We start from the raw sequence: 17,972 nt of genomic DNA on the forward strand, positions 1-17,972 counted from the left end.
AATTGTATTATTTTAACTCAATAAACAAAGGGTCATGATCTGATGAGAATGCTATATCATTTAAAAAATCTTTGTCCTTATTTAATAATCGGCTTTCAGCCGCATTAATATGCCATACTTTTTTTACCACTACATCCGATAAAAGGTCAGTATTAACCAATATATAATCCAAACGACCCAATGCCTGAAAAGAGTAAGTCCAGCTATCGGTATTTTCACTTATAAATGGATCATGATAACCAAAACCATTATCCAATTTAAGGACGATTAAATGCTGACCAAGATAACTGTGTGTACTGCCCCTTATCTTATAATAAGCATAGCTCGCTTGTTTATAATCAGTTAGCACTAACAGCGGGTCTTCTTTGGGATAACTATTCAAATCACCCAAGATAATCTTATCCCCACCTTGCCTCGCTAATGACTGCGCCAATACACTCGCGGCTAACGATCGAAACCCTGCACAATGTCCCTGCCTATCTTGCTTGAATTTTGATTTGGTTCTTTGCCATTTCTGCAGCGAAGTGTTGCTCTTCCTGCTACTGCTTTTTAATTGTTTTAAGATTGCTGAGCGTTGCTTATCTGCAACACATTTTGAACCTTTAGATTTGAAATGGTTAACACTAATCGTGAGTCGTTCACTTTCTTTTTTATAGCTACTGTTTCTCATAAAGGTGGGGGTTAATGCTGGTCGATGATAAGCATTACCCAAAATACTACGCTGTATAGGCAGATCAATTACACGGGTACTCACATGCTTAAGTCTAGATGGTCGATAAAAGCCAGCAACGGTTATCGCTCCCGAGCCTAAATAACGCCCTCGATATAAATCTGACAGCTCAGGTTGCAGCATTTTGTACTGTTTATCTGGATCCTTTATTTGGCGATTGACTAAGCTTAATAACCGTTGGATCGCCGAGTCTTTACCAAAACCATTGTTTTCTATTTCCATCAGACCAATAAAGTCAGCATCAAGTGTGACGATTGTTTTAACCAATTTCGTTTCTTGTCGGTGTAGCGCTAATCGTGTTGTAGCGCCCCTATTTTGCCTTAATGGATTATAGGCCCCACCAGCGGCGGTATTAAAATAATTAAGTAAATTGAAGCTAGCAATACGCAAATGATGCGTCGTCCGCGGGGGTAATGTTTCGCGGTCACTTAAATGCGTGAATTGTATTTTAGAAACCGGATCATCCGTGACTAACCTAAATTCGCCATAACTAAATTGCAAAATACCCACAACGCCAGCAACCTTGTCATTAACACGTATATAATCAGATTTGGTTATTAATGTAGGTCGACCAGCTAGCTGTAAATATAAGCGCCGCTGTTTGTTACTCAGGGCATGCTGGTCGGCGAAAATACTGCTAGGAAAAGCAGTCGTATTAGGATGAATATTTATCTGCTGATGACTAAGAATGATATTATAACGCTGCCAACGTCGATCATAATATAAAGGTTTCGTCACGCGCATATCCGTCATATTGACCAAACGTACACGCATTCCTTCATAGCGTTCAAGGGTTTCACTAAAGTTAGCATCAACTGTTGCAACAATGATATTGGTAGGCGCTACCGCCTTAGCATCGCCAAGCACGATTACTTCTGCTGTGGGATGTAATTGCGTCATACCGTAATATTCTTCAACAACACCAGTCACGCATACACTTGTATCAAGCTTAATATTCGTCATGTCTGTCGTTCTGACAAAAATTCCTTTTGACGCGAGGCTCAACGTTGATTTATCTATTTGCTGCATGAAAAAACCCGCATTACGATCCAGTTTCAACTTGGTAACAACACCCCTAACAGTAAAGAATAAATCACTACGATATCGTTTACTTCCCTTTTTTATCACATAAGGAGAGCGATGTCCTTCCCCTTGTAATTGACTAATCGAGTAATTCTCACCGATACAACTTATATTATTTTCATTCAATAATTCATTTGCATACACATCATTAAGCAACAATATTATGCTGACCATGTATGCAAATAAACGCCCTAGCATTCTATACATTTCTGCTTTAAACTCATGCTTATCAATCCTTTCACTAGACCCCGCGTCTGTATTGTATGAGTGTAGTTATTATGGATATAAAATCGCTTACTTCAGAACAAAGAAATTTAGCAAGTGCTAACCTAGATCAACTTTCAACATTAGAACTTGTTAAGCTATTCAATAGTGAAGACGAAAAAGTCACTCAAGCTATCAAACTTGAACTCCCCCTTATTGCAGCTTCAATTGACATGATTGCGCATGCATTTCAACAAAACGGGCGATTGATTTATATTGGTGCCGGTACATCCGGTCGTTTAGGCGTATTAGATGCATCGGAATGCCCACCAACATTCGGTGTAGGTAGCCAGCAAGTACAAGGTATTATAGCGGGTGGCGAAGCGGCAATGTTTAAAGCACAAGAAGGGGCAGAAGATGATTTACATGCCGCGCAAGTTGATTTAAACCAGATCCAATTAACACCGCGCGATATTGTTGTAGGCATCGCCGCATCAGGTCGAACCCCCTATGTAATTGGCGGTTTAAATTTTGCCAATAAACTCGGCTGCGACACGATTGCAATAAGTTGTAATAATGACTCGCCAATAGCGGCCATTGCTAAAATTGCGATTACGCCTGTTGTGGGTCCTGAAGTACTCACAGGTTCAAGTCGAATGAAAGCTGGTACAGCCCAAAAGTTAGTGCTCAACATGCTAAGTACTGGCGCGATGGTAAGAACTGGTAAAGTTTATCAAAACTTGATGGTTGACGTTAAAACCTCAAATAAGAAACTGATTACACGCAGCGAAAACATCATTATGGATGTAACAGGTGTAGAGCGTCAACGAGCACAAACATTATTGGTTCAAGCCAACCAGCATGTAAAATCGGCTATTTTAATGGAATTAAACGGCGTTGATTACGATACCGCAACTCAACAGTTAGCTGACAATCAAGGTTTTTTACGTCAGGCTTTAACGTCGTAGCCACAAGGAAAGTTAGTTAGCTTTATGCGCATTAATATCATAAACAATACGGTCTTAATTACTGTTCAGGTGTTAGGCTTAGTGAATATATATTCCCTGCGCTTAACGTATTTTGGCGTTGAATCATGTTCAGCACAATATAATACAAACCCGGTAACTAATAACGCTGTTGAGACACGTTTACCCTTTTCTAATAGCGAATCAATCAATACATCACTGGGTCTATGAATACGAGCCACCGTAATATGCGGCAGGTATTTACGCTCCTCGACGCTTATTCCCCGATGCAGCAATACCACAGTGATGAGTTGATGAAGGTCGGTCAGCGCCGCACTTGGCATAATATTAGTGACAAAAATTGTTTTAGCGCCATGTGATTTGAAAAATTGACAACCAGAAACCGCCAACACAAAGGGGTCGACATTTACGGATATCAATTCGAGTTCAATGGCAGTCGCTTCTGCTTCAGTGACATTACCGATAAATCGCAGCGTTATATGTTTCGTATCCTGAGCGACGCTCTGCCCTGTCGTCGGAACAAGCGTATTCAATTCACGATCTACATCATTCGAGACTTCTATAGCAGTAAATAATCTTGGCATACTACACCCATGGAACACACGTGGTTATCATAAGGCTAACAACTACCTTACCTACTAATTATATACATCAGTTCAACTGACTGCCTGTTTTTCATAGTGCCGATCATAATCCTGCATACACTCGCGAGCATTTAATGATAATATCTCCCGTATTACGAGGCCAGATTGACCTCTCGATGGATTTTAATGAGATTAATGATATGACAGAATTACAAGTGACAGACCTCGTGATTGGTGAAGGTAAAGAAGCCGTGAAAGGCGCTTTAATCATGACGCAATACCGTGGATTCTTAAATGACGGAACCCAATTTGATTCGTCTTACGACAAAGGTAAACCGTTTCAATGTGTCATTGGTACTGGCCGTGTTATTAAAGGTTGGGATCAAGGTATTCTAGGTATGAAAGTAGGCGGTAAACGTAAACTATTCGTCCCATCGGCACTGGCTTATGGCGAACGTCAAATGGGCTCAGTGATCCCTGCGCATTCAGATCTAAGCTTTGAAATTGAATTGTTAGAAGTGCTTACTCGCGACGACTAATACAAAAAAAGACATTCATATCGATAAAGCTATCGTTATGAATGTCTTTTCTTAATATAATTATCACCCAACTATTGCTCGCCACATCTCTCTACCGTATCAATAGCTCACCAATAACAGCGTAGTTAACTCGCTGGCAATAACTTCTTCAACAAGCTCTCACATTGTGCTCTGTTCATCAGTTTCGGCACAGGGTATTCACAATACGCTTCTCTCACTGCACGTTTAGCCAGTTCAGGGATGTCATTAGCTTGAAGATCGGGGAAGTCAGCTTGAATATTCAAGGTTTTATTCAATGCCTTCACACCGGCAACAAACTTATGCGCCGCTTCAATTTGAGTATCATCGCTCGTCGCAAGTCCTGCAGCAATAGCCAGTTCAGCATAACGACATAATGCACTCTCAAATGAGAATTCAAGTACATGTGCTAAGATCACTGCATTCGCAAGACCATGAGGAATATGGTAATACCCTCCCATTTGATGCGCAATTGCATGCACATAACCAATCGATGCACGGGTAAAGGCAACACCGGCATTAAAGCTCGCAATAGACATTTGGCGTCTTGCTTCTACATCACCGCCATCTGCATATGCTTTCGGTAGGTTTGCAAAAATACGTTTTACCGCATCATAACCATACGCTTTCGTTTGCTCTGTCGCGTAACAACCAATATAAGATTCAACCGCATGAGTTAATGCATCAATACCAGTTTCAGCGGTGATTTTAGGCGGTAGTCCCAGCATCAATAATGGATCGAGTATGGCAACAGCTGGTACCAAGCTTGGGTCAACAATCGTAAATTTTTGTTTTTTATCCGGGTCTGTTACCACTGCAACAACCGTCGCTTCAGATCCTGTACCCGCCGTCGTTGGTATAGCGATAAATGGCGGTAAAGCTTTACGCACGCGTAACAACCCAACTAATTTTCTCGCATCGACATTCTTAACCGCCGCGGCAGCAATGCCTTTAGCACAATCCATCGGAGAACCGCCACCTAATGCAATCACGCTATCACAGCCGTTTTGTTTATAACGCTTCAAGCCATTAGCAACTAATTGCAATGTTGGATCAGGAGTTACTTCATCAAACAGGACGTAGTCAATACTTGCAATATCTAGCGCATCCGTTAACTGTTTTGCAATACCAAGTTTAACAAGCATCGCATCGGTGACAATCATAGGTTTAGCGCCGCCGAGTTCTTTTAATGCTACTGCTGTTTGTGCAACAGAGCCTTCACCTTCAATAAGTTTAGGTAGCGGGATTGGTATTAACTTATTTACTTGTCCGCGTATTTCGATAATGCTTTGATGTAGCATAAGTCTCCATTTAATTTTTTATTTACATACATAAAACAAGTATTACTTATTACCCGAGCCTAACCCTGTTAGTCTCAAATAACCCGATTAAGAACTTGTTTCGCTTTCGAAAGCGTTATTATCGAGTTTACATCACTTTGTTAAAATTAAAGTACTAATTTAGTTTTGACTTTATTATTAGCTGTTTTTACTCACTTACAGGTTAAGGGTTAACATTTATTTTCATCTAACAACAAGTTACAACCTTTGCTATCACATTCTTCGCTGTACATACCAAACTGCGAACATTCAGAAGACAACGCATTGACCGTGGATATTGTCGCAACCTCTGCTAACTTGTCTGCCAGTTCACTATCACGATGCGTCTTACATTCTTTTTGCTTGATTAACTTAAATGCCAGCATGATAGAAGCAATACCAAAGAAAACAGACCCTAGCGCCTGACCAATTAATATGCCTTTAACGCCCGCGATTTCGGCACCAACAAGGACAAATGGGATCGTGCCCAGTGTCGCTTTACCCATATTAAACCAAGTCGAATATTTAGGTTTACCCAAGTTATTAAAACTTGCATTAGCAATAAACATCATGCCATTAAAAACAAACGTTAGCGCTAATAAACGGCAAAACAAAGTAACCACTTCAACCGCATCACCGGTCAGATTAAAACCGCTGATCAAGTAATCTTCGAGCAAATAAAGAATTAAAGAAACAACAACCACATAACCGGCGCAAAACCATAACGCATCCTTTAGACTTTTACGTACACGTGGGATTAATTTAGCACCATAGTTTTGTCCTAAAATCGGGCCAATAGCCCCAGATAACGCGAAGATCATCCCAAATGCAACCGGTAGAATACGGTTAATGGTGGCATAACCAGCCATAAAGCTATCACCAAATTCCGCAATACTACGCGTGACAAACGCATTGCCGATTGGCGTTGCAATATTCGTTAGCATTGCTGGTAGCGCGATCGCCATAATAAAGGGCAATTGTGCTTTAAAACGGTTGATATGCCAACGGCCTAATAGCTTGTGCTTTGAATAAACCCCATAAAATGACAATACAAATACAGCGCAGCGGGACAACACACTCGCGATAGCCGCACCTTCAATCCCCATGCCTAACGTAAAAATGAAAATAGGATCTAATATCGCATTCACTAAGCCACCGCCAATCGTTGATAGCATAGATAGTTTACCATCACCGACTGCACGTAAACTCGCACCGAGTGACATAGCGATAGACATTAGCGGCATCGACGGGACTAAAATTTGTAAATACACGGTACCTAAACGTAACGTCTCGCCTTTTGCACCTAACAAGCTCAACAGCGTTTCAATATTAAACCAGGTCAATAACATGATGATCAGTGACACAAAAATAGTCACGATGCTGATATTCGTTACATAAGACTCTGCACTCTCACGTTTGCCCTGCCCTAACGCTTTAGAAACCAATGCGCCCATCGCAATAGACAAACCAATTGAAATTGAGGTGGTAAAAAAGGCCACCGTACCCGCATAACCAACAGCCGCAGCTAAGTGTTTCTCACCAAGTAAACTGAGATAAAAAAGATCGAGTAAATCGACGAGGAAAAGACAAGTTAAACCAATAGCACCCGTAGAGCTCATATAAATGATATGAGACAGCGTAGAGCCTTGCGTAAATTTAGCGGTGGTCATAAGAGATCTGAATAATCAATGAAGGAATATAGTTACTATTAGTAACACTGTGGTTTAGATATCGCAATGCAGAAAGTAAAGCTAATATAATGGGGTTTCTTCAAACAACCACATCTTATTAGCAGAAGTTGATACCCATAGGGATTGATCCCCCCATTCTTCAACTTTCCAAATGACACGTTTTTCTGTGCTTTTTTTACTAAATTTGTCTTTCATAATACGATTAAAAGGGATGATATCTACCGTTCTATTTTGCATAGTTAACGCGGCGGTACCGACGTTGTTATCAAAACTAAGCGTAAAATCACCGCTACGGCTAATAAAAGTATTTTTTGTATCTGATTTATTTGAATATAATATGGAGCCTTTATACTCCCCTTCATATGTTTTATCTTTAATCTTGAATTCTTTAAATCCGCTTTTGACCTGATTGTTAAAATCGAAAATAAAGCGCACTTTATCCGTTATCGTGAGTTGTTCATCTACAAACATATAGTTACTCGAGCTCATCATCACCCCTGTAAATAGCGGGAGCCCACCTTTAATTTGTTGCTGTAATGAGAACCACTCTTTCACTTTATTAGCCGCAATATTCTCTTTATAGGCGTGTAATTCTAATACTTTGCTTACAGTAGTGTCACATATAATGGCATTATTACTTAATGGGCAAGCTAGAATATAAGTTTTATTATTGGTTATAAAAGAAAATACCTTACTTATAGTTGGTATTTTATCAGAGAACATTTCAATCATAGCTTTTCTATCTTTGTTTATATTCTCATTTGAGATAAATGTAAGGTAGTTGCCATTATGTATATAGTTTGTTTGAGGAGACAAGAAACCCAATTCTTCATTATTACTTTCACTGTGTAGAAACTGATCATAAAGTATGTAGGGAAATAGTAAACAAATGAAAAATAACAGTATATTTTTAGCGTTGATCTTATAGGTAGAGTGCGCTTGTAAAGACAATGCATTTTCCGATAATAGCTCCGCATTTTTAACGGTATAGCCCTGATTGAATACAGTCGCAATAACATCATTCGCGCCACATAATGATAATTTTTTTCTTAGCGAATAAATAGCTTGTGTTAAAGATTGATCGGTTACTTCCAGTCCTGGCCAGCCTATTACTTTCAGATCTTCTTTAGAAACAACAGACCCCCTTTTGATACATAACAAGTCTATGATTTCTTTTTCTGATGAATTTAATTTCTGTGTCCTTACTGGACTTTTAAGCTTCGCTTTTATTTTACAAAAAATGACATTGTTTGAAATTTGGTATGTCATGAAAGGAACCTTCTATCAGGATAATGAATTAACATCATAATAATTAACATCTTATATGCCAATTAGCATATATAACCTGAAAAGCTAAATATTGCTATATATTTCTTATTGAGTACTTAATAAAGATGAATGTTCTTATTGAATGTTTAATAGGGGTGAATGTTCTAATGTAAATAATCAACATTTGAATAGTGTCTACAATTGGAGATATTTTGTGATCTACAATGCCAAAGATAATTTTATATTTCCTTCCCCCTGCTTGTATATTAAGAATGCGATTAACTGTGTTAATTAGTAATAACATTGCGTTTTATACATATTTAAAATGAAAATAAAACACTTATAAATCAATGGTTTTATACTCATAAATAACCATAAATATAATTGGAAATTTTGATACATATAAAATTTCGATCTGTGTTCCAAAAATAATCATATCGCTCTGGCATATTCCTATCGCGGAAAGGATTAATATTTCTTAAACCGTAAAAATAAAATGATATTTATCTAGAGGAACAGACAAATGAAAGTGAAAACAACTAATAAACGACTACGTGGCTTCAAAATTAGCTTACTTGCTTTATCTGTCGTAGGCTCAACATTATTGCATGCACAAACCATCACTGAAATTCCACCTCTGGATTATGATACGATCCAAGGTGATTTTGAAGGTGACTCATTATTCCTTGATACAGGCTCAGATACATCCTTACTTTCAACTACGGAGTGGTATCAAATTCAAGCCTATGCAACGGCGGCCATCGCATTACCAAAAACAGAAGCGTCTTTACGCACATTAACAAAGTTCCCTACTAATGATAGCTTCACCTATGAATATCAGAGTTTATTAACTGAATTTATCAACATTAATCAGTCAGGTCATGATTGGAATTCAACCATTTATCCAGGTATTGTTGATTTAGCGTTACAACTTGCAAACTACGGCGATATACACCCACAACTTATCCAGCCCTTGATGGATCAACTTAGCCAGCTACAACAAAACGCCTTCGCGTATAACCTTCCCGCTGCAGCGACAAATCGCGATGCAGCACTCTCATTTTTAAATGTATTAAAGAACTTTACCCATATACAGCAGCAAGCAACAACGAAAGCCGTTGAGAATTTAAAGCAGTTTGCAGCCGATGTTGAAGCACAAAAAGCACAACTTGATGTTATTGAAGGCGATTTTTCAACATTATTAAGCAGCGCTACTATTAGTACGTTAAGAGAGAACATCCGTCTGCTAAACGATGAAATAGCAGGTTACAGGAGCGATCTAAGTGAAGCGAAACGTAATATTGGCCTCTGCGCAATAGGAGGTCCGCTTGTTTTAACTATTTGTGGCAGTATTGAAGGCGCTAGAAAAGTCAGGTTAGATAATTTGATTGAAGATGTAAACAATCAAATAAATGCGGCAAATGCAAGTTTAGAACATGCGGTTAACCTTGCAGCGTCTTACGAACTAGCTCATTCAAACATCAATGATATGCTGACACATATTGAAAATGCATTACCTCAGCTTAAAAAAGTGCAACTGCATTGGCAAGGTCTAGAAAGTGATTTCGACTCGCTCACCACATCACTAAATTCATTAGACAGTGAAGAAGCCTTACGTAATGCTAACTTAGTGGTCGCTGGTATTGTAAGTAGTCCACTGGCTGGCACCGTAGGGCCTAAATGGCTCGAAATAAGCAACAAAGCAAGACAATTTGCGCAGAACGCTTATGTGATCATGGAATAGAAGTATTTATTAATATTTGTCTGGCTCTATTTATCTAACGCTATGCGGGGTTAGATAAATAGCGGTAACGACCTATATCGACTCAATCAATATTATTCATATTTCGATGATCATAAGGACATAAGATGAAAGTTTTAAACACTTTTATTATGACACTCAGTTTATTATTTAGCTTTGCCGTTAACGCCACTGACTGGGTTGATTATTATAAGCTTGCACAACCTAAAAATTTACCTGATAGCGTCACTGAAAAAACGATTACCAATGATGGGCAGACTTATTTAGCCTCGGGAATGTTGTTAGATTTAAGTACTATTTTAAATGATTATTCATTAACGACTAGTACTAATAAACCGAATGTAATCGTAATTGTTGCAGATACACTGGTTGTTACTGAAAGTGTTATCACAAACTTAACGAATCAGAGATTATTTATATTTGCGAGAAACATTACCGGCGATAAAGCCGTCACATTGAATATAGATGCAAGAACGCCAAACTCAGTCAGCTTGGGAATATTTGTAAAAAACATTAATGATAATATAAACGTGATCACCCTACTCCCGTCTGGTTATGAGTTTGATATTGTGGAACCAGTAACGGATGGTTTTGGTGAAATTTATACTATCTCAGAAACAGTATATAACAAGACCGTAATAAAGAATGAAATAGACAGCTTGATCGCAATTGATCTTAGCCCATACTTAGCTGTTTTTAATCATTCTTTTGACATGGCAGCATCTATTTTTGATAACGCACCAGAACTTAGCGTTGCAATGCTTGACTGGGTTGAAAGCGTATTAAGGTTCACGCCGGTTACAATTGCTAACAACGTAGAATTAAAGTCACTCTATTTACAAGTATCAAACTTAAAGCAATTCATTCAACTCTCTTACAATAATCCTAATTATGTGCCGAGCTTAAACCATGATATGTATGAATATACCTATGCGAGTTATTTAGCTGCAATGGGCGCTTATGAAGACAAATATCAGAACTATATTGATCGAAATATCGTGCTTGCAGATCGTAAGCAGTTTGCCCAGCTCATGCTTGAAGATTTGCAAAGCGTCAATAATGCTGAATTTGCGATTATTGAAAGGTCCGTTAACCAAGTCAATCAGTTAAGACAGTCGCTTATTAAGCAAACGACTAACTATCAAGGCCAAGATACCAATATACTTAAAGCTCAAATTGCGTTTAGACAAGGTTTAGAGATTTTTGAAGACCGTGCAACCATACAAACCGTATTTGATGTAGTCAGTGCAATAGCCAATGCCGGTACCGCGATTGCAGGTTCTGCTGGCGGTGATCCGAGTGGTTTAATTAAATTTATAGCGACTCTACCTGACTTAGGCACAAAAATAATCCTGTTAAAGAAACAATTAGATTATATTGCGAAAAAACAGCGTGAGATTCAAGAATCACTCGCTGCTGTCGACTCTTTCTCTAACGATGTTAAATACGACGTAGTAGTCGATGATATCGCGAAATTCTATAATTCGATCCAGCATACAGTACCAACACTGGAAGCATCGAATCTAGTGTGGGATGAATTCCTCATTGATGCTCGTGCTAACTTTGCGCCAGTGATTAGTGCGGGAGTTCCAGGAGCTACGCCATATCTTGCAGAGCTAGAAAGGCTTGCAGCGCAAGCAAAAGCGATTTCAGCAACAGAAATCAATTTGGCTCAAGAGTTATCAAGACAGATTGATTTAAGAATTGCGAGCCAAGTTAATGCGGCGAATATCAACCGGGTATCAGCGCTTATTCAGTCAATTGATAACGATGCCAGTGCAGTTAACACGTTAGAAGACGCATTTTTCAGAACCTTGAGTAACCTTAAACGCCCTATGTTTATCGCCCTTGCCAATTACCAGTCTGCGTTTGCTTACTGGTCTTTAGAAGAGAGTGTTGTCACGCCGTCGTTAAACAAATCATTTGCTGCTTATACGCGAGATCTTGCATTTATGCGTGAGCAGGAAGCGGCAAGTTTGGATCGATTTTACCCTCGTCCACAAGACTTCTCGTCGATTAGTCATAACATTAGTGACATAGATAAGTTAGCCGAATTTAAAAATACCGGTATTTTACATTTCACCTTACCCTTAAATAGCACCATATTTGCAGATTTCGACAGAGTAAGAATAGATGAAGCCAGTGTATTGATAGAGGGAACTGAATTACCGACAGGTTTGTATAATATTGACCTGCTATCGAGTGGTACTTATCAAGATAGAAGGCATCAAGATAATTACACTTTTACAGCCATCCCATTGTTTAGAAGAATCATTTACAATTTGGTCAATAGTCAAACACAAGAAGTGAATATTCTGACAAGTGGCGCTATCGCATCTGATTATGCGTTAAACTATTTTATGCCAACTCCTTTTACAACTTGGACCATAAAATTAAATAACGTGGAAAATATCGACCTGAGTACAATAAATAATATTAAAATTAGCTTTTCTGGAAATGGAATTCCAACTTTCTAGGTCAACAACTTTGTGTATTACATAGCTAAACCCAGAAAGCAAAAAGCCGGTACTTAAATGAATAAGTACCGGCTTCTCTAATAGATGGCGGAGGAGGAGAGATTTGAACTCTCGAGGAGCTATTAACCCCTGCTGGTTTTCAAGACCAGTGCATTCGGCCACTCTGCCACCCCTCCGCAGCAGTGAGGGATAATATAGAAATAGAGATTGGTTGTAAATACAAATATTGCATTAAACAACAGCCCCGCTCACCTTAGCAACAACTGGTTTATAAAGCACACCAAACAAGGCGTGATAATAGCGTTAGTAATATCCATTCCTAATTTTTTTATCAATATCAAGGCCAGCTACGATAATATCAGCACAACGGGTCTGCTCCTTAAAGTCTGCCAGAAGTCCCAACGTCGATGAGGGGTTATCATACCTTGTTTTAGGATGAAGTGGCTTTGCCTTAAGCCCGTAAGCTTCAAAGTTACAAATAACTTTAGATATACTTGCAGCTATACCAATAAAAGCAGCCACTCGCTTAACTTCATCATTATCACTTACAGTACCAGCAACCGTGAGGCCTTTAGCTGTCATAGATATTGACTCATTTGCAACTTTCCAGACTCCTTTCACTTTCTCAACCGTTGAGGCAGCCTTCTTTATGGTACTCAGTTTATTAGTCGCAGCCCCCAAATTAGCTATTGTAGAAACCACACTGCAAGCAAGTCCCGCATAATTGAGAGCATCCTGAAGTGTTCCTTCTTCTTGAGTTGAGGCAACTAGAGATAATGTTGTTCCAGTCATTCCGGCTACAGCAGCAACGATAAGTGCAGGGTTCGCCATCGCCACACCTGCAACAAGGGTTATACCATTAATAAGATATGCAAACGTATATCTTAATGCTTCCGATGTACTAATAGAACGTCCAGTGGGGTCTATAAATAAAACGGGATCCCCCATAGCATAGCTATAACCATTAACCCCCCCTTCACCAAAGGGAGATGCGTCAGAATCGAACTGCATAAAACACATTAACGATGGTTTATAATGACGATATCCGCCCCCTAAATTATAGCCTTTTGTAATAGGGTCTATACGTTCCCCATTAAAACCGATTGGATTAACTAAAATTGATATAGTTGGCCTTAATGGTATACGTGCCACAGTAAATAAACCTACTGCTGATGATGATGATGGAGCAAAAGTAACTAAACCACCGCATGCAATAAGAATTGAACCTCTGGTCATAAAATCACGCTTTGATAAATTAGGCGTATCATCTAATGATAAATTGCGTTGACTCGACTTGTTCAATACCGTTTTAGATAATAAATGATTATTTATATTCTTAGACATCATTTATCTCCTTCGCTATTTAAGCCATGATTCATCTCATTGCGGCTACCATATAAATTATAATTTAAATTAACGTCATCATTATCAAAATCAATTACTGACAATACAGAGCCATTTTGATTACAAATATAATACTCAATAAATATCCCCCCATTGACATCAATAAAACGGCCAATTTTTTGATTGTCATGTATCAAGTATAAAACTTTTTCTCCACTAGAAGGGACTATCTCTGCAATAACCTCATCGTTATCATAAAAATAAAATAAACTATCTTCATTACCATTATCTTGCTTTATTTTTTGCCTGGTTAGCTTATTATTACAGTCATAACTATAAATTGTCTGTTGATCGCCTTTTATTACTTTTCTCAATTTATTATTATGGTCATAACTATATACACATCCATGCTCATCATTAAGTCTATTACCATTCGCATCATAGCTAAATAATATATTCGGATAATCCATATTACTATGAGAAATAGATTCTAAATGAGAAGGATTGTCTATCATGTACTCATAAGTTGTCGTATTTTGACTCGCCCCCCCCTGCAAAATACTAGAGCACTCTCTTATATTACCTAAATAATCATAGCTAAACTTCTGAAATAATATTGAGTTGTTGTTGCTATCATACGGAAGTTCCGTTCCTCGATTGGTTACAGTTTCTACCCTTCCCATATTAGAATAAGTAAATGTTTCAGTTAGAACATTATCCTTACCACGGATATGACTTCTCTCTTCAACCTTGCCTATACAGTCAAACGACAGGTTAACGTCCTCTATAGACACGCCGTTTTTAAAAAATCGACGTCCTTTTTCACGCCCTACCTCATCATAAGAAAATAATGTCGTAATTGTATTAGATAAGTCGCTACTTCCTAAATCTTTTAGTTCTTTAGATTCAATTTGACCATAATCATTATAAGTTATCTCTAATGTAGCAAGACCATAAAATTTAATAAACCATACTCGGCCAAGTTGATCATGACTATAAATAATTTGGTGACTATTATCATCATTAAACTTTAGCTCTTGTCTACGTACATAATTCCCTATTGAACAATCGTAATCCAAAGCAAATTTTATCTCACCGCTGTTATAATCATCCTTTTTAACTGTCGTTGTATGATTCGACAATATTCCACGTGGTGTATAGCTATATTCAGTATATATTCCATCGACTTCACCTTCATCTAAATCCCCAGTTATATCATCGTGAGTCAAAATTAGATTATTTAAATAATGATCATCATTCCCCCCGCCTTCTTTTCCGGTTTCCGTGATACAATCCAATATAATATTACTCGTTATTTTTATCCGAGTTCCATCATTCATAATTTTAACTACAGGGTTTATATCTTTACTGTCACTATATTCATAGGTTGTTTCTCCCGACATGTTTTTGTTTTTATAGCAGCGGCCTATTGCATCAAAACATTTACTTCCTAGTAATTCACCATCTAATGATTTTTCAAGAATGAACTCTCCCGAAAAATTATTACTAAATTTATTTTTTATAATTTGTCCATTAGCCATTGTCACTTTATTCAAACGGCCAAAAATATCATAAGTATAATATTCTGTATGCCCATGATGATTAGTTTTATTCTCAAGATTTCCCCAAGCATCATAATTCTTGATTGTTTTTTCATGCGTCTCTTCTAAATTATTAATAATATCCTGGCGAATTTCAAGACCTCGTTCATCAAAATATGTTTTAACAGACCACATTCCAGAATTACACTCTGTCAACGTCATAGCAACAGGGTCTCTAATTAGAAATTTAACCGTCCCATCAGGATTAATTACTTTAATTTCTTCGTTGAACTCGTTATACTCTGTTGTTGTTACACTCTTAGATTCAATGTCTTGATCATAGTTAGTCTCAGAAACCACATTTCCAAATGAATCATACTCTTTTGTTCTTATTAAATTCCACACGGATTTTAATGTATATTTTATATACTTACTAATCTCATTACCTTGTCCATCATAAGTATATTTGCACTCACTCCCATTTACATTTATAAATATAACTGAATTGGACTCATTCCCTTGTACTTTAAATAAGTATTCACAGTTAAATTCAGCCTCATGTTTTGTGCCAAAAGCGACTGATTTATTAAGTACTTTCCCTAATGAATTGTAGGTTGTCTTTGTCACTGAATTTCTATGATCGACCTCTTCTAATGGTAGTCCTGTTAATAAGCAGGCGGTTTTTTTATAGGAATGTATAATACTGCTACCTTTTTCAGCCACTTTATCTAGGTAGTTTCTTAATTCATTAACGACAAACGTACCATTACCAGGCTGTTCATAAGTATATACAGCGCTTACTGAATATGTTCCATATGATTTTACCTCTTTACGTAAAAGACCAAAATTCATGTCATTATTTTTTACATCATAGTATTCGTAGCTTGTATTAAATGAATGCGTGCTTTCTTCTTTAACAGGCCTAATAATATTATACCCGCCCTTATTAACGCCTATAACACCGTAAGTATGATCCGTGATCTTTCTTTCTTTGTTTACATCTTTATTAATTGGTTTTTCTATTATCTTATCTACATAATTAATAAATCCGTGAGGATCTTGAGGACCAGTTCCTCCTTTAGCGGGATAGTATTGATATTCAACCTCTCCACTAGGGCTTACCTCTAGTATTAGATTGCCACATCGATCATAAGCAGTTGTAATTTCAGATTCGCGTTCACCTGAATCAGAATAGTATCGCTTCCTTTCACTTGTCTGCAGGCTATAGTTATCTTTTTGTCCAGTAAAGTCTCTCCTTTGATCATCATTGTACTCATACTTAACTTTGCTTATCACATTGTTGTTAACAAAATTGATCTCTTCGGTTAATAAATGAAAACGGTTGTACGTACGTTTAACTGAATGTGTTTTCCCCTTATTAATTACCGTTTCTGTGGAAGAGTAATCATAAGATTTTTTTATTTCTAACAAGGGATCAAGATAAGGTTTAAATTGGCCATTTAATTCAGAACCTAAATAGTTATGAACACTAAAATCAAAATGAACCTCAGTTCGATGACTCCCATTAATAATAGTATGATAAAGTACCCGAGGTAAATATTTTGTAGGTGCGCCAGACATTAAAGACAATGAAGTATATTTTAATTTTTCTATTAACAACGTAGGGTGTGTAATAGTTTTAATCACATCAAAATTAACTGAAAATTTATCATATTCAAATTTATAAAAAAGATCTTCATTATCAGGTAAAGATACTGTACTTAATCGCCCTCCACTAATCTCTTTTTTTAATAAAACACTCGATTTTTTTCCCTCTTTCGTTGCGCTAATAACTTCAACTTGAAACCTATCGTACTTAATAGTTATAGAGTTTGTTTTACTCGAATCTCTTATTGAACTTATTAATCCATCTGTTGTGTAACTAAAGTATAAATACTCGCCAAGTTCATTTGTTATCTTTGATAATAAACCATCACTTTTTCGAAAATACTCTTTTTTTCCATCTTTATGAATGACAGTTAAAACATAAGAACCAGATGTATGTTTTATAATTTTAATATCATTTGGTTTATTGTAATAAGGATTTGCCTTTTTATGTAAAGAGTAACTTCGACCATTGGTCAAAAACAACATATTATGTTTTAAATCATATTTGCCTATATTATCAACCCAACCATTTCCAGCCCAAGTTTCTGTCTTACTTTTCATAAAAGAATAAGATATTGATAATGTAAACTCAGGTCCTTTAGTAAAATTACCGATTAAACTGCCAAGATTAACTTGAACTCCAAATCCACCAGTTTTTGGATTAGGCCCTGATACTAAACGGTCTGCAAAATTAAATGCATTCGAAACAATCTTGTCAATATCACTCACAATAAATCCTTTTTTTAAAGTTCTTATTAAAATTATTCAAAACTAAGTGATCAACCAATTTTGGCCACAGTTTTGTATCCTAACCAGT

The 17,972-nt window shown here is 37.3% G+C and carries 11 protein-coding genes and 1 tRNA gene; 4 read left to right on the forward strand and 8 right to left on the reverse strand.

What is annotated here, in order from left to right:
• Positions 1 to 7 precede the first annotated feature (7 nt).
• A complete protein-coding gene (locus HWV01_RS12805; RefSeq protein ID WP_249185298.1) occupies positions 8 to 1,987 on the reverse strand; it encodes an ExeM/NucH family extracellular endonuclease in 1,980 nt (659 codons plus the stop codon).
• A 104-nt stretch (positions 1,988 to 2,091) separates the two neighbouring features.
• Between HWV01_RS12805 and murQ the strand changes: the two genes are divergently transcribed.
• Entirely contained in the window at positions 2,092 to 2,985 is an 894-nt protein-coding gene (murQ, locus tag HWV01_RS12810) for an N-acetylmuramic acid 6-phosphate etherase (RefSeq protein ID WP_211671921.1), read from the forward strand.
• A 65-nt stretch (positions 2,986 to 3,050) separates the two neighbouring features.
• Here murQ and thpR read toward each other — a convergent pair whose 3' ends face one another.
• On the reverse strand, positions 3,051 to 3,587 hold the full coding sequence (gene thpR, locus HWV01_RS12815; protein ID WP_211671922.1) for an RNA 2',3'-cyclic phosphodiesterase: 537 nt from the start codon (positions 3,585 to 3,587) through the stop codon (positions 3,051 to 3,053).
• Between the two features lie 200 nt (positions 3,588 to 3,787).
• On the opposite strand from thpR, the gene HWV01_RS12820 reads away from it, so the two are divergent.
• Positions 3,788 to 4,126 (forward strand): FKBP-type peptidyl-prolyl cis-trans isomerase, encoded by a 339-nt coding sequence (locus HWV01_RS12820; protein WP_211675848.1) that lies wholly within the window; start codon positions 3,788 to 3,790, stop codon positions 4,124 to 4,126.
• A gap of 125 nt (positions 4,127 to 4,251) precedes the next feature.
• Here the strand turns inward: HWV01_RS12820 and HWV01_RS12825 are convergent, their stop codons facing one another.
• From HWV01_RS12825 to HWV01_RS12835, 3 genes are all read right to left on the reverse strand, one after another.
• A complete protein-coding gene (locus tag HWV01_RS12825) occupies positions 4,252 to 5,445 on the reverse strand; it encodes an iron-containing alcohol dehydrogenase (protein ID WP_211671923.1) in 1,194 nt (397 codons plus the stop codon).
• 209 nt (positions 5,446 to 5,654) lie between these two features.
• A complete protein-coding gene (locus tag HWV01_RS12830; RefSeq protein ID WP_211671924.1) occupies positions 5,655 to 7,133 on the reverse strand; it encodes an MATE family efflux transporter in 1,479 nt (492 codons plus the stop codon).
• Between the two features lie 81 nt (positions 7,134 to 7,214).
• A complete protein-coding gene (locus HWV01_RS12835; protein ID WP_211671925.1) occupies positions 7,215 to 8,423 on the reverse strand; it encodes a helix-turn-helix domain-containing protein in 1,209 nt (402 codons plus the stop codon).
• A 523-nt stretch (positions 8,424 to 8,946) separates the two neighbouring features.
• Between HWV01_RS12835 and HWV01_RS12840 the strand changes: the two genes are divergently transcribed.
• Both HWV01_RS12840 and HWV01_RS12845 read left to right on the forward strand, forming a co-directional pair.
• Positions 8,947 to 10,167 carry an alpha-xenorhabdolysin family binary toxin subunit A gene (locus HWV01_RS12840; RefSeq protein ID WP_211671926.1) on the forward strand — a complete coding sequence of 407 codons (1,221 nt, stop codon included), beginning with the start codon at positions 8,947 to 8,949 and terminating at the stop codon, positions 10,165 to 10,167.
• Between the two features lie 125 nt (positions 10,168 to 10,292).
• Positions 10,293 to 12,662 (forward strand): hypothetical protein, encoded by a 2,370-nt coding sequence (locus HWV01_RS12845; protein ID WP_211671927.1) that lies wholly within the window; start codon positions 10,293 to 10,295, stop codon positions 12,660 to 12,662.
• 85 nt (positions 12,663 to 12,747) lie between these two features.
• Here HWV01_RS12845 and HWV01_RS12850 read toward each other — a convergent pair.
• The 3 genes from HWV01_RS12850 to HWV01_RS12860 all read right to left on the reverse strand — a co-directional run bounded on the left by HWV01_RS12850 (position 12,748) and on the right by HWV01_RS12860 (position 17,884).
• Positions 12,748 to 12,838, reverse strand: a tRNA-Ser gene (locus tag HWV01_RS12850).
• A 127-nt stretch (positions 12,839 to 12,965) separates the two neighbouring features.
• Positions 12,966 to 14,009: an RHS repeat-associated core domain-containing protein gene (locus HWV01_RS12855; protein WP_211671928.1), complete on the reverse strand. Its 1,044-nt coding sequence runs from the start codon at positions 14,007 to 14,009 to the stop codon at positions 12,966 to 12,968.
• Positions 14,006 to 17,884, reverse strand: a complete 3,879-nt coding sequence (locus tag HWV01_RS12860; RefSeq protein ID WP_211671929.1) for an RHS repeat domain-containing protein — start codon at positions 17,882 to 17,884, stop codon at positions 14,006 to 14,008. The genes HWV01_RS12855 and HWV01_RS12860 overlap by 4 nt, the downstream gene beginning before the upstream one ends.
• Positions 17,885 to 17,972: the final 88 nt, after the last annotated feature.

It is taken from the genome of Moritella sp. 5, from assembly GCF_018219455.1.
Taxonomy (GTDB): Bacteria; Pseudomonadota; Gammaproteobacteria; order Enterobacterales; family Moritellaceae; genus Moritella.

Bases quoted from the DNA above. Each gene is read 5' to 3' on its own strand.
- HWV01_RS12805 (WP_249185298.1), bottom strand. From the start codon at position 1,987: ATGGTCAGCATAATATTGTTGCTTAATGATGTGTATGCAAATGAATTA.
- murQ (WP_211671921.1), top strand. From the start codon at position 2,092: ATGGATATAAAATCGCTTACTTCAGAACAAAGAAATTTAGCAAGTGCT.
- thpR (WP_211671922.1), bottom strand. From the start codon at position 3,587: ATGCCAAGATTATTTACTGCTATAGAAGTCTCGAATGATGTAGATCGT.
- HWV01_RS12820 (WP_211675848.1), top strand. From the start codon at position 3,788: ATGACAGAATTACAAGTGACAGACCTCGTGATTGGTGAAGGTAAAGAA.
- HWV01_RS12825 (WP_211671923.1), bottom strand. From the start codon at position 5,445: ATGCTACATCAAAGCATTATCGAAATACGCGGACAAGTAAATAAGTTA.
- HWV01_RS12830 (WP_211671924.1), bottom strand. From the start codon at position 7,133: ATGACCACCGCTAAATTTACGCAAGGCTCTACGCTGTCTCATATCATT.
- HWV01_RS12835 (WP_211671925.1), bottom strand. From the start codon at position 8,423: ATGACATACCAAATTTCAAACAATGTCATTTTTTGTAAAATAAAAGCG.
- HWV01_RS12840 (WP_211671926.1), top strand. From the start codon at position 8,947: ATGAAAGTGAAAACAACTAATAAACGACTACGTGGCTTCAAAATTAGC.
- HWV01_RS12845 (WP_211671927.1), top strand. From the start codon at position 10,293: ATGAAAGTTTTAAACACTTTTATTATGACACTCAGTTTATTATTTAGC.
- HWV01_RS12855 (WP_211671928.1), bottom strand. From the start codon at position 14,009: ATGATGTCTAAGAATATAAATAATCATTTATTATCTAAAACGGTATTG.